15 protein-coding genes are annotated in these 19,591 nt (G+C 34.6%); 11 read left to right on the top strand and 4 right to left on the bottom strand.

Annotated elements, in window-relative coordinates; genetic code table 11:
• The first annotated feature begins 26 nt into the window (after positions 1-26).
• A complete protein-coding gene (locus MKX45_RS07570; RefSeq protein WP_015426525.1) occupies positions 27-554 on the top strand; it encodes a DUF805 domain-containing protein in 528 nt (175 codons plus the stop codon).
• A 64-nt stretch (positions 555-618) separates the two neighbouring features.
• Here the strand turns inward: MKX45_RS07570 and MKX45_RS07565 are convergent, their stop codons facing one another.
• The gene (locus tag MKX45_RS07565; protein ID WP_340816969.1) at positions 619-2,004 is read right to left on the bottom strand and encodes a M24 family metallopeptidase; all 1,386 of its coding nucleotides are present in this window, start codon (positions 2,002-2,004) and stop codon (positions 619-621) included.
• A complete protein-coding gene (locus MKX45_RS07560; RefSeq protein WP_057720638.1) occupies positions 1,997-2,758 on the bottom strand; it encodes a DeoR/GlpR family DNA-binding transcription regulator in 762 nt (253 codons plus the stop codon). Before MKX45_RS07560 ends, MKX45_RS07565 begins: the two co-directional genes overlap by 8 nt.
• 195 nt (positions 2,759-2,953) lie before the next feature.
• Here MKX45_RS07560 and MKX45_RS07555 point away from each other — a divergent pair, with 195 nt between their 5' ends.
• The 7 genes from MKX45_RS07555 (at position 2,954) to MKX45_RS07525 (ending at position 10,732) form a co-directional block, all read left to right on the top strand.
• The gene (locus MKX45_RS07555) at positions 2,954-3,685 is read left to right on the top strand and encodes an alpha/beta hydrolase (protein WP_057720637.1); all 732 of its coding nucleotides are present in this window, start codon (positions 2,954-2,956) and stop codon (positions 3,683-3,685) included.
• A 92-nt stretch (positions 3,686-3,777) separates the two neighbouring features.
• On the top strand, positions 3,778-4,323 hold the full coding sequence (locus MKX45_RS07550) for a GNAT family N-acetyltransferase (RefSeq protein WP_057720636.1): 546 nt from the start codon (positions 3,778-3,780) through the stop codon (positions 4,321-4,323).
• Between the two features lie 221 nt (positions 4,324-4,544).
• A complete protein-coding gene (gene ylqF, locus MKX45_RS07545) occupies positions 4,545-5,393 on the top strand; it encodes a ribosome biogenesis GTPase YlqF (RefSeq protein WP_081037474.1) in 849 nt (282 codons plus the stop codon).
• Between the two features lie 105 nt (positions 5,394-5,498).
• The gene (locus MKX45_RS07540) at positions 5,499-6,275 is read left to right on the top strand and encodes a ribonuclease HII (RefSeq protein WP_128268147.1); all 777 of its coding nucleotides are present in this window, start codon (positions 5,499-5,501) and stop codon (positions 6,273-6,275) included.
• A 551-nt stretch (positions 6,276-6,826) separates the two neighbouring features.
• On the top strand, positions 6,827-7,657 hold the full coding sequence (locus tag MKX45_RS07535) for an Rgg/GadR/MutR family transcriptional regulator (RefSeq protein WP_163647005.1): 831 nt from the start codon (positions 6,827-6,829) through the stop codon (positions 7,655-7,657).
• 143 nt (positions 7,658-7,800) lie between these two features.
• Entirely contained in the window at positions 7,801-9,312 is a 1,512-nt protein-coding gene (gene gadC, locus MKX45_RS07530) for a glutamate:gamma-aminobutyrate antiporter (RefSeq protein ID WP_254255836.1), read from the top strand.
• 19 nt (positions 9,313-9,331) lie between these two features.
• Positions 9,332-10,732, top strand: a complete 1,401-nt coding sequence (locus MKX45_RS07525) for a glutamate decarboxylase (protein WP_047206123.1) — start codon at positions 9,332-9,334, stop codon at positions 10,730-10,732.
• A 111-nt stretch (positions 10,733-10,843) separates the two neighbouring features.
• Here the strand turns inward: MKX45_RS07525 and MKX45_RS07520 are convergent, their stop codons facing one another.
• Positions 10,844-11,590 (bottom strand): mechanosensitive ion channel family protein, encoded by a 747-nt coding sequence (locus tag MKX45_RS07520; RefSeq protein ID WP_340816968.1) that lies wholly within the window; start codon positions 11,588-11,590, stop codon positions 10,844-10,846.
• Positions 11,591-11,750: 160 nt separating this feature from the next.
• Between MKX45_RS07520 and MKX45_RS07515 the strand changes: the two genes are divergently transcribed.
• The gene (locus tag MKX45_RS07515; RefSeq protein WP_015426515.1) at positions 11,751-12,773 is read left to right on the top strand and encodes a branched-chain amino acid aminotransferase; all 1,023 of its coding nucleotides are present in this window, start codon (positions 11,751-11,753) and stop codon (positions 12,771-12,773) included.
• Between the two features lie 33 nt (positions 12,774-12,806).
• Here the strand turns inward: MKX45_RS07515 and MKX45_RS07510 are convergent, their stop codons facing one another.
• A complete protein-coding gene (locus tag MKX45_RS07510; RefSeq protein WP_128268033.1) occupies positions 12,807-13,418 on the bottom strand; it encodes a sugar O-acetyltransferase in 612 nt (203 codons plus the stop codon).
• Positions 13,419-13,586: 168 nt separating this feature from the next.
• On the opposite strand from MKX45_RS07510, the gene gltB reads away from it, so the two are divergent.
• Together gltB and MKX45_RS07500 are read left to right on the top strand one after the other, a co-directional pair.
• Positions 13,587-18,047: a glutamate synthase large subunit gene (gltB, locus tag MKX45_RS07505; RefSeq protein ID WP_340816967.1), complete on the top strand. Its 4,461-nt coding sequence runs from the start codon at positions 13,587-13,589 to the stop codon at positions 18,045-18,047.
• On the top strand, positions 18,047-19,486 hold the full coding sequence (locus MKX45_RS07500) for a glutamate synthase subunit beta (RefSeq protein ID WP_015426512.1): 1,440 nt from the start codon (positions 18,047-18,049) through the stop codon (positions 19,484-19,486). Before gltB ends, MKX45_RS07500 begins: the two co-directional genes overlap by 1 nt.
• The last annotated feature ends 105 nt before the right edge of the window (positions 19,487-19,591 follow it).

Genomic DNA, 19,591 nt, shown 5'->3' with positions numbered 1-19,591 from the left:
TTAATATTGATAAAAAAGGAGGGGCGATGGTTGGAGAAGTTGTTTTAGTCAATGCCTATAAAAAATTTTTTAGAGAATATTTTAATTTTAAAGGTAAAACGAGTCGGCTGGATTTTTGGTATGTCATATTAAGTTTATTAATACTTTCGATCATTCCAACAGTCATTTTATCTTACTTAATTTTTGGTTCTTTAATGAATATTTCAGGTGGAGGAAATGTTCAAGAAATAATGGAGAGTACATTTCTTAATATACCAATCTTTATTATTGGAATCATCTATTTGTTTTTACTTGTCCCAGTTATTACGATGACTGTTAGAAGATGGCGTGATGTCGGGTTAAGAGCAAGTGGCATAATTTTGATATTCTGTTTATTGGTGCTAATTGTGATTCTAGGTTTTATAATTCATCTGAAACAAAATATAATTATTGATTTTCTTATCGTTATAAGTTCATCAATGTTTTTGATTACTTTAATGCCTTCCCAAATATGTTGTACTAATTCTAAAAATAGAATTAGTCAATTCTTTTTTTGCTCAAAAGGTGAAAGATAGTTTTATGTGAAAATAAAAGAAGAATTCTGCCGAATAGAATTCTTCTTTTTTATAAGTATTAACTTTATTTGACTTTCAAGGCTTTCGACTTTTCTAAGAGGAAAGGTCTTAGGTATCCCACTGTATTTGATAAAGGAAGCACATCTGGACTTAAATAGATGTTTAATTCATTTATGAGGTAGTTTCTTCGTGTTATAATTCTTTGCCATAGTTCGGGATATTCATTTTTAAGCTCATTTTTAAGTGACTGATCAGCAACAGCTACGCATTCTTCAGCACTTACGCCTGCTAAACCTTCTACAGATGGAATAATATCAATTTGAAAAATCATTCCACTAGCAATTTTCACTTTTGAATTTTTATAGAAAGGAGAGGCCATCCATTCTTCATCAGCGACATAGTGCCCTGGATTTAAATGCCAATTATATTTTGCTTTTGGCAAATTTTCATCAATCATTTTATAGAAATCATTTCCCAACATCCCGATGGAAATATTTTCTAGCCAAGAAACGACTCCTTTATAATAAGGAATGACAAGATCAGTAAGATAATGTTTTTGATTATCTGGCAAATCTTTTTCTTCATTGACTAAAAAACCAGTTCGACTAGACAAGCCTCCTTTGAAACCTGTTGTCATTGAAATTGGTTCTCCAAAATTTATTTCTTTATAACTGGGATAGAAGTTGGCTTTTTTAAATCTTTCTCCAGAAGCTGCAATTGTAATTACAGAATGGGCTTGCCCTTCATCAGACAGTATTGCGCCAATTTCACTTTCTTTTATTCCTATTTTAAGCTGATTCATGGCATTTAGAATGCAACGAGAGGCAAGATTAGCTCCATATTCATAATGCGCGAGTTCGTTTGCATTGTTTATCGTCCGAATTCCTTTTGGACCAATGAGGAGTTGAGCAGCGTTAGTTAAAATTGTATCTGTTGAGAGTGAATTCTTTACTGCGTCTACGATAAAGTAGGGAAGATCAAATAATTCTGAAGGCTCTTCATTTTGTGTTGTAAACATCTTCCAGCCAATCAAGCCAATTTTTTTGTTTTTATAAAGTTCTAACTCCTTAAAAATCTGAGTTAGACTTTTTTCGTTATCCATGGGTTGATTTGGCAAAGAAAATTGAGGGTAATGAATAAGGTTAGCTTCAATTCTTGAGTGTTTAGACATTTTTAAATTCTCATTACCCAAAACAAGCGTGGCTTTATCATTTTTATCAATAATGAGTAATCCTTCCTCAAAACGTGGAATAAATCCAGTAAAGTATTCAAAATTGCTGCCATGTTCTTTGTCTGCATAGATAATTAATGCATCGTATTGTTCTTTAGCCATTATTGATAAAAGCTTTTCTTTTCGGTCCTTTAATGTTTTGTCCGTTAGTGTAACCGGTGGAACATTATTAAAGAGCTTTGGTTCGTTTATTTTTTCGTAAACAATTTCTTTATTCATTTATAGTCACCACTTTCACATTATTATCATTTAAATTATTCATCAATTCACCTTCAATTTTTTCATCGGTGATGAGATAGTCTATTTCTTTTAAATCACAAATTTTAAAGAATCCTTCTTTATTAAGTTTGGTATGATCTGCTAAGGCTATGACTTGCTTTCCTTGTTGAATCATTTTTCTTTTGACGAGGCCTTCCTCTTCAGTATGAATAAATAAACCATTATTAGAAAGAGCGAAAACGCCTAAAATTGTAAAATCAACCTGATATTGAGAGAGTTTTTCAACGGTTTCCGCGCCGTACAAGAATAGTTGATTCTTGTTTAATTTTCCGGGAAGAAGTTGTACAGTTGCCTTCTCATACTTCGAAAGTAATATTGCATTGGTGAGGGAGTTTGTGATGGTTGAGATAGAGAAGTTATCAAGTTGTTTTATAGCAGCTTCGACGGTTGTTGATGAATCAAAAATAAGAGTGCTATGATTTTTTATGAGATTTTTTATTTTACTTGCTATTTTTTTCTTTAAACTGCTGGAAATATTTGAGCGTTCTTCATAATTCAAAATCTCAGCCTCTTTGCCGATTGGAATTGCTCCACCATGAACTCGATGCAATTTTTTTCTGGATTCTAACTTTATTAAATCTCTCCTAATTGTATCTTTTGAAACTTCAAGTTTTTGAGCTAGAAAATCAATTGTGGCACTGCCTTCTTTATCAATGATTTGGCTAATTTGGGATAGTCTTTCTTCTAATAACATTCTCTCTCCTTTTTAACTATCATAACACAGCACACGAAATTAAGCAATAAGTTGCAATTGTTTAATCGAAAATATGCTAAAAATGCAAGTTAATGCAAAATGTTTATTTATCTTATTATTATAAATATATAATCGTTTTAGTTTTTGTTGTCATGTTATAATAATTATAATATCAATATGGAGAATGAAGTAAGAATGAAAAAAAGTAAGTTAAAGAAAATTTTAAGTTTTTCGGGAGTGGTAATACTGATAATTGCTACGTTTATATTTTTTTACCTTAAGACGAATAGCTATCATCCCACTTCTGAAGCTTTAAAAATTTCACAAAAAGCTGAAGTTCAGAATGATACCCTTGTATTTAAAGGAAATCCTAATAAAACAAGCATTATCTTTTATCAGGGGGCTCTAGTAGATAATAAGAGTTATAGTATTTGGGCAAATAAACTTTCTAAAGCAGGATATACGGTTTATCTAATAAAAGAACCTTTAAATTTAGCAGTGTTTAATCCAGATAAAGCTTCCTCAATTATTAAAGCGAATAAAATCAATAATTATGTGGTCGGTGGCCATTCATTAGGTGGGGTAATTGCAAGTCGGTTTGCAGAAAAAAGAATATCTGATTCATCATTAAAAGGAGTTTTCTTTTTAGCTAGTTATCCTGATAAAAAAGGAAGTCTAACTAATTTTAATGGAGGAATATTATCTATAGTTGGTTCTCAAGATGGGGTCCTAAACTGGTCATCATATCAAAAGTCGAAACAATATCTTCCACAACAAACGAAGTATATTACGATAGAAGGTGGAAACCATAGTGGATTTGGGAGCTATGGTTTTCAAAAAGGAGATAAAAAGGCGTCAATTTCTAATCTTCAACAGCAAGAAGCAATCTTTCAAACATTAAATAATTGGCTTATAAGACTAGATTAGATATTTTATACTAATAGTAAAAGGACTTCATTATGAACTCTAAATCTTTTTGGATATAATCGATATATTACCCTTAAAGTAGAGGAGAAATAATGAATTTAGAAATAAAAAATGTATCTAAAACTTTACCGGAATATCGTCAAGTCATAGATTTAGTTAAAAATTCTTTTCCTAAAGAAGAACAATATCCAATTTGGCTGCTAAAACTTTGGGCCTTGAAGAAAAATGTACATTTCTGGGCTTACTATCAAAATGATGAATTTTGTGGTGTTTCTTACCTTGTGAGTCATGAAGATATGACTTTTGTTTTATATTTAGCAGTTAATAATCAGGTTCAGTCTAAAGGTTATGGTTCAGCGATTTTAGAAACTTTAAAAGAAAAATTTTCAGGTAAAAATATTACTTTGAACATTGAGAGACTTGATCCGAGTGCAGATAATTATGAACAGAGAGTAAAACGTTTAAAATTCTATAAAAAGAATGGTTTTTATGATACAGACTACACAATTACTGATCGGGGAGAAACTTTCTTAACTTTGACAACATCTCCCTCTTTCTCTGTAGAGGTTTTTAAAAAGGTCTTAAGAGAATTAACTTTGGGTCTTGATTTATTAAAAATCGGAAAATCTGAATCCTGAAAATTGAGGATTACAAAAAAAGTTGAAAAATGCTAAAATGGATAAGGTAATCTTTGTCCATTTTTATATTTTTTTGGGTTTAAAAGAGGGCAAAAATTAGAATTCAAATTTGTATTCTTTTTGTAGAATAAAAAGTCAGCTAAGTCTTGATTCTTATCTGAATGTGAAATTAGAAATATATAAAAGCTGTAGAGATTACAGTTGATTTGAGGAGTATTAATATGGTGATACAATGGTTTCCTGGGCATATGTCCAAAGCACGTCGTCAGGTGCAAGAAAATTTAAAATATGTTGATTTTGTGATTGAATTGGTTGATGCTCGTCTCCCTATTTCTTCACGTAATCCGATGTTAGGGCAAATTATTGGGGATAAACCAAGAATTATTGCTTTAAATAAAGCTGATTTAGCTGATTCTAATGCAGTAGCACAATGGATTGAATATTTTGATGAACAAGGTTTTATAACTTTAGCCATTAATTCTAAAGAAGAATATACAGCAAAAAGATTAACTGTTGCTGCTAAAAAATTGATGGCAGATAAGGTCGCTCATGATAAGGAGCGCGGTATTGCTCATACTACTTTGCGAACAATGATTATCGGAATTCCGAATGCAGGGAAGTCAACTCTGATGAATCGCTTAGCAGGTAAAAAAGTTGCAGTGACTGGGAACCGTCCAGGGGTGACTAAGGGTCAACAATGGATTCGAACTAATAAAGAATTAGAATTATTGGACACACCAGGTATTCTTTGGCCAAAATTTGAAGATCAACTTGTTGGTTTAAAATTAGCTTTGACTGGGGCAATTAAGGATGATTTATTGCCTATGGATGAGGTAACAATTTTTGGATTAAATTATTTTTTGAAGAATTATCGAACAGTCACAATGAAACGATATCGAATGACAGAAGAAGATTTGGAGCTTGAAATTCCAGACTTAATCATGGAGTTGACCGCAAGATTTGGTTTCCGTGATGATTATGATCGTTTCTATAATATGTTTGTCAAAGATGTCCGTGATGGAAAACTGGGCTTGTTCTGTTTGGATGAAGTTGGAGTTGATGGACTATGAGCTTATAATTATATTGATAGATTTTAAGCGCTTATAACATAAATAATATTATGTAAAATTACTGACAGAAAAGCTGTCAGTAATTTTTGAGAGTTGGTGAGTAAAATGGGACAAACCATTAAAGAAATTAAAGCGGCCTTAGCCAAACTGACAGACTTGTCAGCAAAAGAATTCATAGAATATGGAGCTGATGAACGGGCTGGGGTTCAAGCAGCACTTAAAAGTAGAAAAAAACAAATTTTAGCAGAGTTAGCAGAAGAGGCTCGTTTGGAACAAATGTTGGAATTTGAGAAAGAACTTTATGGTCAAGAAATTCAATTAATTGCAGGTATTGATGAAGTTGGTCGTGGACCGCTTGCTGGTCCTGTAGTGACTGCAGCAGTCATTTTACCTAAAAATTGTAAAATTCGGGGTTTAAATGATAGTAAAAAAGTGCCAAAATCAAAACATCATGCTATTCTATCCGAAATTCAAGAAAAAGCTTTAGCAATAGGGATTGGGATTGTTGATGCGGAAAAAATTGATGAAGTAAATATTTATGAAGCAACAAAAATTGCAATGATTCAAGCAGTATCAAAATTATCTGTTAAACCTGAGCATCTCTTAATTGATGCTATGGTTTTGGATCTACCTATTGCACAGACAAAAATTATTCACGGGGATGCTCGCTCAGCCTCGATTGCGGCGGCTTCAATTGTTGCTAAAGTAACTCGTGATGAAATGATGAAAGAGCTTGCTCGTGAATTTCCTGAGTATGATTTTGAACATAATGCAGGTTATGGAACAGCAAAACATCTTGAAGCTCTAACAAAGTATGGTATCACAAGAATTCATCGCAAGTCCTATGAGCCGATTAAAACTATGGTCAATTTTAAATCGTAGATTCTGTCAGTAAAAATATGTAAAACGTGAACGTTATCTGTTCACGTTTTTTTGCTGGCAGGTCTGTCAGTAATTATTTAGGCTATTCCTTTTTTAATAAAAAACTAATTTTATATTAACCTAAATGACATAATAACTAAAAGGAGTTTTTTATAGAATTAGTTATTAATAAAATATTTTAAATTGGTATAGTTACATCTGTTATAATTTCCAATATTTTTTAATAATAATTATTTTAACAAAAGTCTTATATAAAAATTCTAACAGAGCAGATGATGAGCCCAGTATAAGCTTTTAAACTGTTTTCTTTAATAGCCTAAGAGAAATATAAAGTAATATAAATGTTTTTTATTATAAATTATGTAAGATATACTTTTGTATGAACTGGTATAAATTTGACGATTAAGTCCTAAATAAGTTATAATCTCAATTGCGTAATTTCTTAAATACATAAAAAACAGCTACATTGACATACTGATTAAAGAGTATAACTAATGAACTGTTATAAATCTTGAAAAAACAATAAAAATAATAGTTTGGGGAGGTTGAGAATGTATAAAAAATATGGAGATTGTTTTAAAAAGTTACGAAACCAAAAGAATTTAGGATTATCATACTTTAGTAAACTAGGGATAGACCGTTCAAATATATCTAGATTTGAACATGGAAAGTGTATGATGAGTTTTGAGCGCATAGATTTGATGTTAGAAGAAATGCAAGTTCCATTAGCTGAGTACGAATTGATAGTAAATAATTATATGCCGAATTTCCAAGAATTTTTTATATTAGAATTGGAAAAAGCTGAATTTAGTCAAAATCGAGATAAAATAAAAGAGTTATATTCTGAAGTTAAAGAAACGGGGAATCATTTACTGATGATTACCGTTAAAACGAAGCTTGGGACTATTAGTCAGACAGAAGTTAAGGAAATTGAAACTTATCTTTGTAATATTGAAGAGTGGGGATATTTTGAACTAACTTTATTCTATTTTGTATCTGATTATCTCAATGTCAATCAATTGGAATTGTTGCTCTTTAACTTTGACAAAAGATGTGAAAATTACTGTAGAGTCTTAAAATATAGAAGGAGACTATTGCAAATAGCCTATAAAAGCGTTGCGATATACGCGGCTAATGGAGAAAGAACAAAAGCCGAAAATATTTTAGAAATGACTAAAAAATATCGAACTGTAGGTGTTGATTTATATTCTGAAGTATTAAGACATCTTGCCAGAGGTATCATTATTTTTAATTTTGAAAATGCAGAAGTGGGAGAAGAAAAAATAAATTATGCGCTTGAAACTTTGGAAGAATTTGGAGGAAGGAAGATAAAAGAATTCTATCAGAAAAAAATGGAAAAGTATTTGAAAAAGTCAATTTAGTCTCTTTTGAGCTGTTGTTTTAAAGCAACAGTTTAAAAGAGATTTTTTTTATTCTGGAGCATATACTAGAAAATGAAGATGAGTTGTATGAGGCTATATAACATGTCTTTTAAAAAATTCAATCATAAATATAAGGAGGTATGATGAATCAAAAAAAATTATCATTATTCGGTTTTTTTGCATTAACCGCTTCAATGGTTTTGACTGTCTATGAGTATCCAACTTTTGCCACGTCAAAATTACATTTGGTGTTCTTTTTACTTCTCGGAGGACTACTCTGGTTTTTGCCCGTAGCGCTCTGTGCAGCAGAAATGGCGACGGTTGAAGGTTGGGAAAATGGTGGAATTTTTAGTTGGGTGAGCCAAACTTTAGGGGAGCGCTTTGGTTTTGCAGCCATATTTTTTCAGTGGTTCCAAATTACAGTTGGCTTTGTCACTATGATCTATTTCATTTTAGGGGCCCTCTCTTATGTGTTAAATTTTCAGGCACTTAATACAGATCCATTGATTAAATTTATTGGTTTACTCATCATTTTTTGGGGATTGACATTTTCTCAGTTAGGTGGGACACAAAGAACTGCTAAATTGGTAAAAGCTGGTTTCGTAGTTGGGATAGTGATTCCATCGATTATCTTGTTTGGATTAGCTGCGGCATATTTTATCGGAGGTAATCCTATAGAGATACCAATTAATAAGCATGCTTTTGTCCCAGATTTTTCACAAGTATCAACTTTAGTAGTTTTTGTTTCTTTTATTCTTGCTTATATGGGGGTAGAAGCTTCAGCTTCGCACATTAATGAACTTGAAAATCCAAAGAGAAATTATCCCTTAGCAATGATTTTATTAGTAATATTAGCTATTTCTTTAGATGCCATAGGTGGATTTTCTGTAGCAGCGGTTATTCCTCAAAAAGACTTATCATTAAGTGCAGGGGTAATTCAAACTTTTCAAACGTTAATCTTACATTTTAATCATCATTTGGGATGGTTAGTTAAAGTAATTGCACTAATGATTGCCTTTGGGGTTATGGGAGAAGTGAGTTCATGGGTTGTTGGTCCTTCTAGAGGGATGTTTGCAGCAGCACAAAGAGGCTTATTACCAAAATTTTTACGTAAAACAAATACGCATGAAGTCCCTGTTCCTTTAGTTATGATTCAAGGAATCATTGTTACACTTTGGGGCGCTGTATTAACTTTTGGAGGAGGAGGAAATAATTTATCTTTCTTAGTTGCCATTTCACTGACAGTAGTGATTTATTTGGTAGGTTATCTCTTATTCTTTATTGGTTACTTTGTTTTAATCTATAAAAAACAAAATTTAAAGCGCACTTATAATGTTCCAGGTAAAAGAGTTGGAAAAACAATCATTGCGGGAATTGGATTTTTATTATCAATTTTTGCTCTATTTATTTCCTTTGTTCCTCCAGCATCAATTGCGAAAAATGAGACTCATACTTACCAAATGATACTTCTTATAAGTTTTGTTGTGACTGCTATCTTGCCATTTATTGTTTATGAATTGCATGATAAAAGGGGACATGATACTATTGAAGAACCAAGGCACTTTAAAGCAAGAGATGTGAACCCCGCGATTTATCCAGCAGCTCGTGGTGAGCATCATATTATTAAAAAAGAAGAACATATCTTAAAACATTAAAAAATTGGAGGATGTACCTATGTTATACGGAAAAGAAAATCGCGATGAAGCAGAGTTCTTGGAACCAATTTTTGGTTCAGAAAGTGAACAAGTGGATTTGCCTAAATATAAATTAGCTCAACAATCAATTGAGCCTCGAGTGGCCTATCAATTAGTTCAAGATGAAATGTTAGATGAAGGGAATGCTCGTTTAAATTTAGCCACATTCTGTCAAACTTATATGGAACCTGAAGCAGTCAAGCTAATGAGTCAGACCTTGGAAAAAAATGCGATTGATAAATCGGAATATCCAAGAACAACTGAAATTGAAAACCGTTGTGTCAACATGATCGCTGACCTTTGGAATGCGAGTGAAAAAGAAAAATTTATGGGGACTTCAACAATTGGTTCTTCAGAAGCTTGTATGCTTGGTGGAATGGCCATGAAGTTTTCTTGGCGCAAGCGAGCAGAAAAATTGGGATTAGACATTAATGCGAAAAAGCCAAACTTAGTTATTTCATCTGGTTATCAAGTTTGCTGGGAAAAATTCTGTGTTTATTGGGATATTGAAATGCGAGAAGTGCCAATGGATAGAGAACATATGTCAATCAATTTGGATAAAGTGATGGATTATGTTGATGAATATACGATTGGGGTAGTTGGTATTATGGGGATTACTTATACTGGTCGTTATGATGATATCAAAGCTTTGGATAATTTGATTGAAGAATATAATAAACAGACAGATTACAAAGTTTATATTCACGTAGATGCTGCTTCAGGAGGACTTTATGCTCCCTTTGTTGAGCCAGAACTTGAGTGGGATTTCCGTTTGAAAAATGTCATTTCAATCAATACCTCAGGTCATAAATATGGTTTAGTTTATCCTGGCGTAGGTTGGGTTTTGTGGCGTGACAAAAAATATTTACCAGAAGAATTAATTTTTAAAGTAAGTTATCTTGGAGGAGAACTACCAACGATGGCCATTAATTTTTCTCACAGTGCCTCTCAATTAATTGGTCAATATTATAATTTTGTACGTTATGGATTTGATGGATATAAAGCTATTCATGAGAGAACGCATAAAGTAGCCATGTTTTTAGCAAAAGAAATTGAAAAAACTGGAATGTTTGAAATTATGAACGATGGGTCACAATTGCCAATTGTCTGCTATAAATTAAAAGAAGATTCAAATCGGGGTTGGAATCTTTATGATTTGGCAGACCGTTTATTAATGAAGGGATGGCAAGTGCCTGCTTATCCACTTCCCAAAAATTTGGAAAATGAAATCATTCAACGTTTAGTGATTCGAGCAGATTTTGGGATGAATATGGCATTTAACTATGTTCAAGATATGCAAGAAGCAATTGAGGCTTTAAATAAGGCTCATATTCTATACCATGAGGAACCTGAAAATAAAACATATGGCTTTACTCACTAAAAAAATTGATATTCATCTTAGGAAAAAATAAAAGCGATATAGATTAACTATATCGCTTTTATTTTGATGATAAATTTTGTTTTTTCTATTTAGTCATAAGTCTGTCAGTGATTATTTTTCATAATATTTATCTAAAATCTCCATTTTTAAAGGAGTAATCTTAGATAATGGGGCTGTTAAACTTGTTCTTAAGAAGAGTTTGTCTTCAATGTTGATAATTCCTAAATATTTAAGTTGAGGATAATTTGCATTAACTTCCATAATCTGATTTTTTCTTTCAATCAGATTTTCACTTGTTACTGGCACATCAAGATTAACAGTTCTTTCTTTGTATGAGTAGTTTTTGAGGGCAGCAATATTTCGATTAGGAATAAAAGTCGTTGCGCCATCAGCGCCAATTACTGTAATTGAACGAATTCCAACAGTTTTTACTACCCCTTCAATGTCAAGGCCAGCAAAAGCCACAGTATCTCCAACGTTGATTTGATGTTCAACGATTATAAAGAAGCCATTGATAATATCAGCGACTAAATCTCGCCCAGCAAAACCTAGAGCAACTCCGAGAATACCAGCACCAGCAAGGATATTTGCAACAGGAATTCCGATGACTCCTAGAACAGTATAGATATAAAGAAAAACTGTAAGATAATGGATGGCACTGGTTGTCAGTCGAGAGAGGGTTAAGATTCTCGAAGTATCTGTCCATTTTTGCTCACTATAATTTTTAAATAAGCGTTTAACGATACGAGAGCCGGCTTGATAGAGAATAAAAAAAAGAATACTAATTAATAAAATTGTAATTGCTTTATCTAATAAAAATAAACCAAAGACTTCCCAGTTTGTTTTTAATAAGTTCATTTTTGCTCCTTTGTTCAGTAATTTTATAAATTCATTTATAGAGAAATTGACTATATTTGAAAAAATTGTTTGAACTTTTACTGAATTTCATGAATATTTTCTTGTTTTATGTTACAGAAAATAATATAATCTATTATAACAAAAAAATTTGGAGGATGTTATGGCAATTAATTTAGACTGGGAAAATTTAGGATTCAGCTATCGGAACTTACCTTTTCGTTATATCGCTCGTTTTAAAGACGGAAAATGGAGTGCTGGAGAACTAACAGGAGATAATCAACTTCATATTAGTGAATCATCACCTGCTTTGCATTATGGTCAACAAGGTTTTGAAGGATTAAAAGCCTATCGAACAAAGGATGGTTCAATCCAACTTTTCCGTCCTGACCAAAATGCTGCTCGTTTGCAAAATACGGCGCGTAGACTTTGCATGGCAGAAGTTCCAACTGAAATGTTTATTGATGCAGTTAAACAAGTGGTGAAAGCCAACGAAGATTTTGTGCCTCCTTACGGGACGGGTGCAACGCTCTATCTCCGTCCACTTTTGATTGGGGTTGGTGATGTTATTGGGGTAAAACCTGCTGATGAATATATTTTCACCGTTTTTGCTATGCCAGTTGGTTCTTATTTTAAAGGCGGATTGGCTCCTTCAAAATTTGTAATTTCAAGAGATTATGATAGGGCGGCTCCACTTGGTACAGGTGGTGCCAAAGTTGGAGGAAATTACGCAGCTTCTTTACAAGCAGAAGTTGGTGCCAAAGCTTCAGGCTATGCAGATGCGATTTATCTTGACCCAAGCACACATACTAAAATTGAAGAAGTTGGGGCAGCGAATTTCTTTGGAATTACAGCTGATAATGAATTTATCACACCATTGAGTCCATCTATCTTACCTTCAATTACTAAATATTCTCTTCTTTATTTAGCTGAACATCGTTTGGGGCTCAAAGCGATTGAGGGTGAAGTTTATGCCAAAGATTTAGGTAAATTTGTTGAAGCAGGAGCTTGTGGGACAGCAGCAATTATCTCTCCAATTGGTCGTATCGACGATGGAGAAGATTCTTATATTTTCCATTCAGAAACAGAAGTAGGACCAACGGTTAAACGTTTATATGATGAGTTGGTTGGCATTCAGTTTGGTGATGTTGAAGCACCAGAAGGCTGGATAGTTAAAGTTGAATAATTTTAAAAAGCTAAAGAATACTCTTTAGCTTTTTTATTTTGAAATAAATAATTTATCTTTTTTAATCCATTCTTGATCCTCTGTTCGAATTGGACGAATCACTTGGCAAGGATTACCAGCAGCAATCACATTTTCTGGAATATCTTTGGTAACGACGCTTCCTGCACCAATAATACTATTGTCACCAATGCTTACACCAGGAAGAAGGCTGACATTTGCCCCCAACCAGACTTGATTCCCGACCGTAATCGGCTTTGAATAGACCCCACCAGCAGTTCTTAAACTTGGATCTTCCGAATGATTGGCAGCAAATAAACCACAACGGGGTCCAAAGTAAACATTATTGCCAATCGTGACCTGGTTACAGTCTAAAATAATCATATCATGATTAATGAGGACATTATCGCCAATTCTTATATTGAAGCCAAATTCACAGCGAAAATTAGATTCAATATAAGGATTTTTACCTAAATGTTCAAAAAGATTCTCTAAGATTTCTGGATGATAACCCTCATTGTTATTAATTTTTTGATTATAACGGCGGCTTTCAAAAAGGGCATGGTCACGATATTCAGACAAGTCTAAATCGGCGTCATCGTATGTTTTTCCTGAATTAATTAGTGTCTTTAATTGTTCCTTATTCATTCTTTTATCTTATGATTTTAGTTTCTTTTTGTCAATTGTAAGGGTTTTTATAGTTTTGATAAAGCTACTAAAAATTACATTTATATATAATTGTCAGAATATATTGATATTTCATAAAAATTTTAGTAGAATAAAAGAACCAAATTGTAAAATAAAAGAGGTTGTGTTATGAATAAAAAAGCTAAACAAGTCATGAAAACGACACTTTGGCAGCCTGATTTTGAATCGGATGCTTGTGGAATGGGCTTCATTGCCCAAATTGACGGTAAAGCTAGTCACCTTTTAGTTGAGAGAGCGCTGACCATGTTAACAAGGATGAATCATCGTGGTGGAACGGGTGCTGAACCAGAAACCGGAGATGGGGCAGGTATTTTACTTGCTTTGCCTGATGAATTCTTTCGTAAAATTGCAAAAGAACATGATGTAGAACTACCAAAACTTGGTGATTATGCCGTAGGGCAATTTTTCTTATCGCGTAAGGAAAATAAAAAACATCAAGAATTAGAAGCGATTAAGGCAGCTGTTAAGGCTCAAGGATATGAAGTCTTATTCACGCGCACAGTTCCTTTTAATTTTGAAGCATGTGGAGCAACGGCTCAAGGAATTATGCCGTCTTTTGTTCAAGTTTTTATTGAGAATAAATCATCTGAAAAAGCTGTCAGCGAAATTTCTAATTTTGAAAATGATTTATTTATTATCAGACGAAATCTTGAGAAACGTTTTGACGAAGAGGAATTATATATTTGTTCATTATCTAGTCAGACGGTTGTTTATAAGGGAATGCTTCACGCGTATCAAGTAAAACTCTTTTATCCTGATTTGTCTGATGAAGATTTCAAAAGTCATATTGCACTAACACATAGCCGTTTTTCTACCAATACTTTTCCCTCTTGGAATCGGGCTCAACCTTTTCGTTTTCTAGCACATAATGGCGAAATTAACACGCTTCGTGGAGCTGAAAACTGGATGAAAGTCAACGATATTGAAATGTACAATGAAGAAAATTCTGATTCAGCCAAATTAGAAAATTGTATGGAGTATTTCTATCGAAATGGTCGAGAACTTCCAGAAAGTTTACTGACCATGATTCCTGAGGCTTGGGGAGAACAAACTGGCTTAAGTCCAGAATTAAAAGCTTTTTACGAATATTCAACTGCTCATATTGCACCTTGGGATGGACCGGCAGCTTTAGTATTTACTGACGGAAAAACCGTTGGGGCAAGACTTGATCGGAATGGTTTAAGACCAAGTCGTTATCTTGTGACAAAGGATAATTTTATCATTCTGTCAAGCGAATCTGGTGTGGTTGATATCCCAGCCGATGAAATTATTGAAAAATCAGTTCTTGGACCTGGTAACATGTTGTTAGTCAATACTGACGAAGGAAAAATTATTCGTAATGAAGAAGTTAAGAGTTATTATGCTAATAAATATCCCTACCAAAAATTTCTGTCAGCTGGTTTGAAGAAACTGTCAGCACTGACAGAAAGTGAAAAAACAAATCCAATTCCGTCAGCAAAAATGAATACCCTATGGAAATTATTTGGTTATACTGACGAAGTCATTCGGACAGTACTTTTACCAATGGCAGAATCAGCCAATGAACCTACAATTTCAATGGGCTTTGATGCTCCTTTGGCAGTTTTATCTGACCAAGCTCAATCACTCTATAATTTCTTCAAACAACAATTTGCTCAAGTGACCAATCCGCCAATTGATGCGATTAGGGAACAAATTGTCATTGGAACAGAAACCTATTTGGGAGAAGATGGGAATCCAGAAAAAATCACAGGTGAAAATGTTCGTAAGTTAAAATTAGACAGTCCAGTCCTTTCAACGGCTGACTTTGAAAAAATCTTAGCATTGAAGGAAGAACATTATCATACAGAAGTTATTTCCACCCTATATGATAAGGATGATCTTTTAGAAAATGCATTGAACAAACTCTTTTATAAGGCAGAAAGTTTGATTAATCAAGGAACAACTATTATCGTGCTTTCTGACCGTGACTTTGCTGAAAATAAAGTACCAATGCCTATTTTACTTGCTTTGTCAGGACTTTATCATTATATGTTAGGACGTCATAATGCGTCTAAATTTGCAATTATTGTAGATACAGCTGAGGTGTGCGAAGTTCATCAATTTGCAGCGCTTGTAGGCTATGGCGTTTCAGGAATTCATCCTTATGGTGCATACGCAACCCTTTCAGACTGGGGTATGGGAGCCCCTGAACAACTTGAAAATTTCCGTCATGCGGCAGAAAAAGGTATTGTTAAGGTCATGAGCCGGATGGGAATTTCAACAATTGTCGGTTATAAAGGGGCTCAACTTTTTGAAGCAATTGGTTTATCTAAAGAAGTCGTTGATAAGTACTTCACAGGTACGAGTACAAGAATTGGTGGACTTTCTCTTGCCCAAATCGAGGACGAATATCGTTTACGATATGAGAAAGCTTATGGACATCGGGCACAGGATTTATTGGAAACAGGCGGTTCTTTCCAATACCGGGCGGATGAAGGAGAACATCATATCTATGACCCACAAATGATTTACCAAATTCAAAATGCTGTCCGTCAAAATGATTTTGAAAAATATAAAAAATATAGTCAGTATCTAAATGATATTGCTCTAAAAACGCCGACAAGCTTACGTCACACTTGGAAAATCAAATCTGATCGGAAGTCCATTCAGATGAGCGAAGTAGAACCAGCTCGTGAAATTGTTAAACGTTTCAAAATTGGGGCCATGTCATTTGGCTCATTGTCACAAGAGGCTCACGAATGTATTGCTCAAGCCATGAACTCTATTGGTGCAAAATCCAATTCGGGTGAAGGTGGTGAAAATGCAAAACGTTATGGCACAATCAATAATTCTAAAATTAAACAAGTCGCCTCTGGACGATTTGGTGTGTCAGCTGCTTATTTAATGTCTGCCGAAGAGATTCAAATTAAAATTTCGCAAGGTGCTAAGCCAGGTGAAGGTGGGCAATTGCCAGGTAAAAAAGCTTTTCCTTGGGTGGCAGAAGTTCGAAACTCAACTCCTGGGGTAAGTTTAATTTCACCGCCGCCTCATCATGATATTTATTCCATTGAAGATTTGTCGCAACTTATTTTTGACTTGAAAAAAATCAATCCTTATGCAAAAATCAATGTTAAGTTGGTTTCATCGACTGGTGTTGGAACAATTGCTACAGGGTGTGTTAAAGCCGGAGCTGATAAAGTTGTTATTTCTGGTTATGATGGTGGAACTGGAGCAAGTCCTAGAAACTCAACAAGAGATGCAGGTCTCCCTTGGGAAATGGGACTGGCAGAAGCACATCAAACACTTAGTTTGAACAATTTACGTGACCGAATGATTTTGGAAACTGATGGTAAAGTAGTCACAGGTCGAGATATTGCGATTGCTGCAATGCTAGGTGCTGAAGAATATTCATTTGGTAGTTTAGCTTTGGTTGCGATTGGATGTATCATGACAAGAAATTGTCATTTAAATACTTGTCCGGTAGGTATTGCCACACAAAATCCTAGATTAAGAGCAAATTTTGCTGGAAAACCAGAGCACATTGTACGTTTAATGGAATTTATGGCTGAGGAAGTTCGAGAACTTTTAGCCGAACTTGGTTTTAGAACAATCAATGAATTGGTAGGTCATGCCGAGCTCTTGCAAGCTAAAGAAGATTTACCAGCTAAAATGCGAGGTTTGGACTTTAGCCGTATGCTTGGTCATGCCTTACCGATTGCAACAAGGCATAGTGATCCTTTTGCTAATCCTCGTGCTTGGAAAGAATTAGACCAATTCACGGAGGCTACACTTAATAATGGTTCTCAGGCAACGGTTCATGGCACGATTAAAAATATTAATCGAACAACGACCGCGCGAATGGCAGGTTGGATTGCTGAACGTTATGGTAATTTTGGTCTAAAAGATGCTTCTGTTTGCTATGAATACGAAGGAGTTGCTGGCCAGTCCTTTGGCTCTTACGCAACCGCTGGTATGGAGGTTACTTTGATTGGCGAAGCCAATGATTATATTGGAAAATCATTGTCAGGGGGCCGTTTGATTGTAAAACCACCTCTAGATGCCGCTTATGATATTGAAAATACTTCTATTGTGGGGAATGTTTCGCTCTTTGGGGCTATCGGTGGCGAAGCTTATTTCCGAGGTCGTGCAGGTGAGCGTTGTGGTGTCCGAAATTCAGGAGCACATTTTGTTGTGGAAGGAACGGGTGACCATGGTTGTGAATACATGACTGGTGGTATCGCTGTTGTCCTTGGCACAACAGGTCGTAATTTTGCAGCTGGGATGTCTGGTGGTATCGCTTATGTTTATGATGTCGCTGGCAATTTTGAAAATAAAGTGAATCGGGAAATGGTAGAGCTTTATGCTTTAGATGAAACTTCAGGTGATGAAGTTTTAGAAGAATTATTGAAGAAACATTTGAATTATACTGATTCAGCAAAAGCAAAATTTATTTTAGAACATTGGCAAACAGAACGCGAAAAATTTGTCAAAGTTTATCCAAGAGAATATCATCATATTAAAAATATTGAAGAAGATTTGGCTAAAACAGGTTTGTCAGGCGAAGCACTTACGATGACAACCTTTAAAAAAGTAACGGAGGTGAGCTAATGGCTGATCCAAATGGATTTTTAAATTATCCAAGAAATGATAATCCTTACCGTGAATTAGCGGAGCGGATAAAGGATTTTGCTGAATTGCAAGTTCCCTTATCTACTGAAGAACGACAAAAACAAGCGGCACGTTGTATGCATTGTGATGTTCCTTTTTGTCATCAAGGGATATTTTATGGGGGCAAACGAGCTGTCTCAGGCTGTCCAAATGATAATCATATCCCAGAGTGGAATGATTTGATTTATCGTGGTTTACAAAGAAAAGCCTATGAACGTTTGATTTTAACCAATCCTTTTCCAGAATTTACTGGCAGAGTCTGTCCTGCTCCTTGTGAAAAATCTTGTGCCGAGGCCTTAAACGGTGCAGGAGTAACCATTAAAGATAATGAACGTTTCTTGGGTGATTTAGGAAATGATGAAGGTTGGGTGGCTGAAATTGGCAAAGCGGCGGAACCGACAGGTTATAAAATAGCGATTATTGGTTCTGGACCTGCCGGTCTGTCAGCTGCTTGGCGTCTTAATCAATTGGGACATAGCGTTACTGTTTTTGAAAAATCAGATCGTTTGGGCGGCTTATTGATGTACGGCATTCCAAATATGAAATTGGATAAAAAAGTCGTTCAAAAACGGATTGATTTAATGACAGAACTTGGTGTGACTTTTGTCACCAATACTGAGATTGGAAAGACAATCAGTTACGAAGACCTGTCAGTAAATTTTGATAGAATTATTTTGGCGATCGGTGCAGGAATTCCACGTGATTTAAATATTTCAGGCCGTGAAGCAGTTGGAATTCGATTTGCCATTGATTTTCTGACAGAAACGACTAAAACTGTCCTTGAAGAGGGCGAAGATAATATTAGTCAATCATTAAAAGGAAAAAAAGTAGTAGTCATTGGTGGTGGAGATACAGGGAACGATTGTATCGGAACGGCAGTTCGTTTAGGAGCAGCATCGGTTTCTCAATTAGAAATCACACCAAGTTTACCCACTGATCGTTTAGATAACAACCCTTGGCCTGAGTGGCCAATGACCTTGAGAGCAGGTTATGGGCAAAAAGAAGCAGAATTTGTGGGAAATACTGATTTGACAACCTATCAAATGACTGCAACAGCTTTTCAAACAAATGCTGAAGGTCAACTTACTGGTTTAAAAGTAGCCAAAGTTGGACCTGACTTCAAGGCGGTAGAAGGGACTGAACAAGTAATTGAAGCGGATTTAGTTTTACTTGCTATGGGATTTGTTGGCACTGACACAGGCTTACTGGATAAATTTGGTGTTCAAGAAATTTATGATGATTATCGAACAAATAATGACAAAGTTCTAGTCGCTGGAGATGCTAGACGAGGTCCATCTTTGGTTATTTGGGCAATCCGTGAAGGAAGAAAAACAGCCGAAATTGTTGATGAACAATTAATAAAAGTCGCTACAGCATAATTTATCATTCTGTCAGTAAAAAAAGTTTCTGTCAGTAAAAATGGCAGGAACTTTTTTGTGTCCAAGCTTTTGATGATATGCTATACTTATAAATAATCTAAAAAT

This window comes from Lactococcus sp. FSL W8-0209, from assembly GCF_038006585.1.
GTDB lineage: Bacteria > Bacillota > Bacilli > Lactobacillales > Streptococcaceae > Lactococcus > Lactococcus lactis.
The sequence above is the reverse complement of the archived record's forward strand: the minus strand, read 5'-3'. Positions and strand labels throughout refer to the sequence as shown.

Excerpts from the sequence above, each read along its gene's own strand:
- MKX45_RS07570 (WP_015426525.1), top strand. The coding sequence starts at position 27 with ATGGTTGGAGAAGTTGTTTTAGTCAATGCCTATAAAAAATTTTTTAGA.
- MKX45_RS07565 (WP_340816969.1), bottom strand. The coding sequence starts at position 2,004 with ATGAATAAAGAAATTGTTTACGAAAAAATAAACGAACCAAAGCTCTTT.
- MKX45_RS07560 (WP_057720638.1), bottom strand. The coding sequence starts at position 2,758 with ATGTTATTAGAAGAAAGACTATCCCAAATTAGCCAAATCATTGATAAA.
- MKX45_RS07555 (WP_057720637.1), top strand. The coding sequence starts at position 2,954 with ATGAAAAAAAGTAAGTTAAAGAAAATTTTAAGTTTTTCGGGAGTGGTA.
- MKX45_RS07550 (WP_057720636.1), top strand. The coding sequence starts at position 3,778 with ATGAATTTAGAAATAAAAAATGTATCTAAAACTTTACCGGAATATCGT.
- ylqF (WP_081037474.1), top strand. The coding sequence starts at position 4,545 with ATGGTGATACAATGGTTTCCTGGGCATATGTCCAAAGCACGTCGTCAG.
- MKX45_RS07540 (WP_128268147.1), top strand. The coding sequence starts at position 5,499 with ATGGGACAAACCATTAAAGAAATTAAAGCGGCCTTAGCCAAACTGACA.
- MKX45_RS07535 (WP_163647005.1), top strand. The coding sequence starts at position 6,827 with ATGTATAAAAAATATGGAGATTGTTTTAAAAAGTTACGAAACCAAAAG.
- gadC (WP_254255836.1), top strand. The coding sequence starts at position 7,801 with ATGAATCAAAAAAAATTATCATTATTCGGTTTTTTTGCATTAACCGCT.
- MKX45_RS07525 (WP_047206123.1), top strand. The coding sequence starts at position 9,332 with ATGTTATACGGAAAAGAAAATCGCGATGAAGCAGAGTTCTTGGAACCA.
- MKX45_RS07520 (WP_340816968.1), bottom strand. The coding sequence starts at position 11,590 with ATGAACTTATTAAAAACAAACTGGGAAGTCTTTGGTTTATTTTTATTA.
- MKX45_RS07515 (WP_015426515.1), top strand. The coding sequence starts at position 11,751 with ATGGCAATTAATTTAGACTGGGAAAATTTAGGATTCAGCTATCGGAAC.
- MKX45_RS07510 (WP_128268033.1), bottom strand. The coding sequence starts at position 13,418 with ATGAATAAGGAACAATTAAAGACACTAATTAATTCAGGAAAAACATAC.
- gltB (WP_340816967.1), top strand. The coding sequence starts at position 13,587 with ATGAATAAAAAAGCTAAACAAGTCATGAAAACGACACTTTGGCAGCCT.
- MKX45_RS07500 (WP_015426512.1), top strand. The coding sequence starts at position 18,047 with ATGGCTGATCCAAATGGATTTTTAAATTATCCAAGAAATGATAATCCT.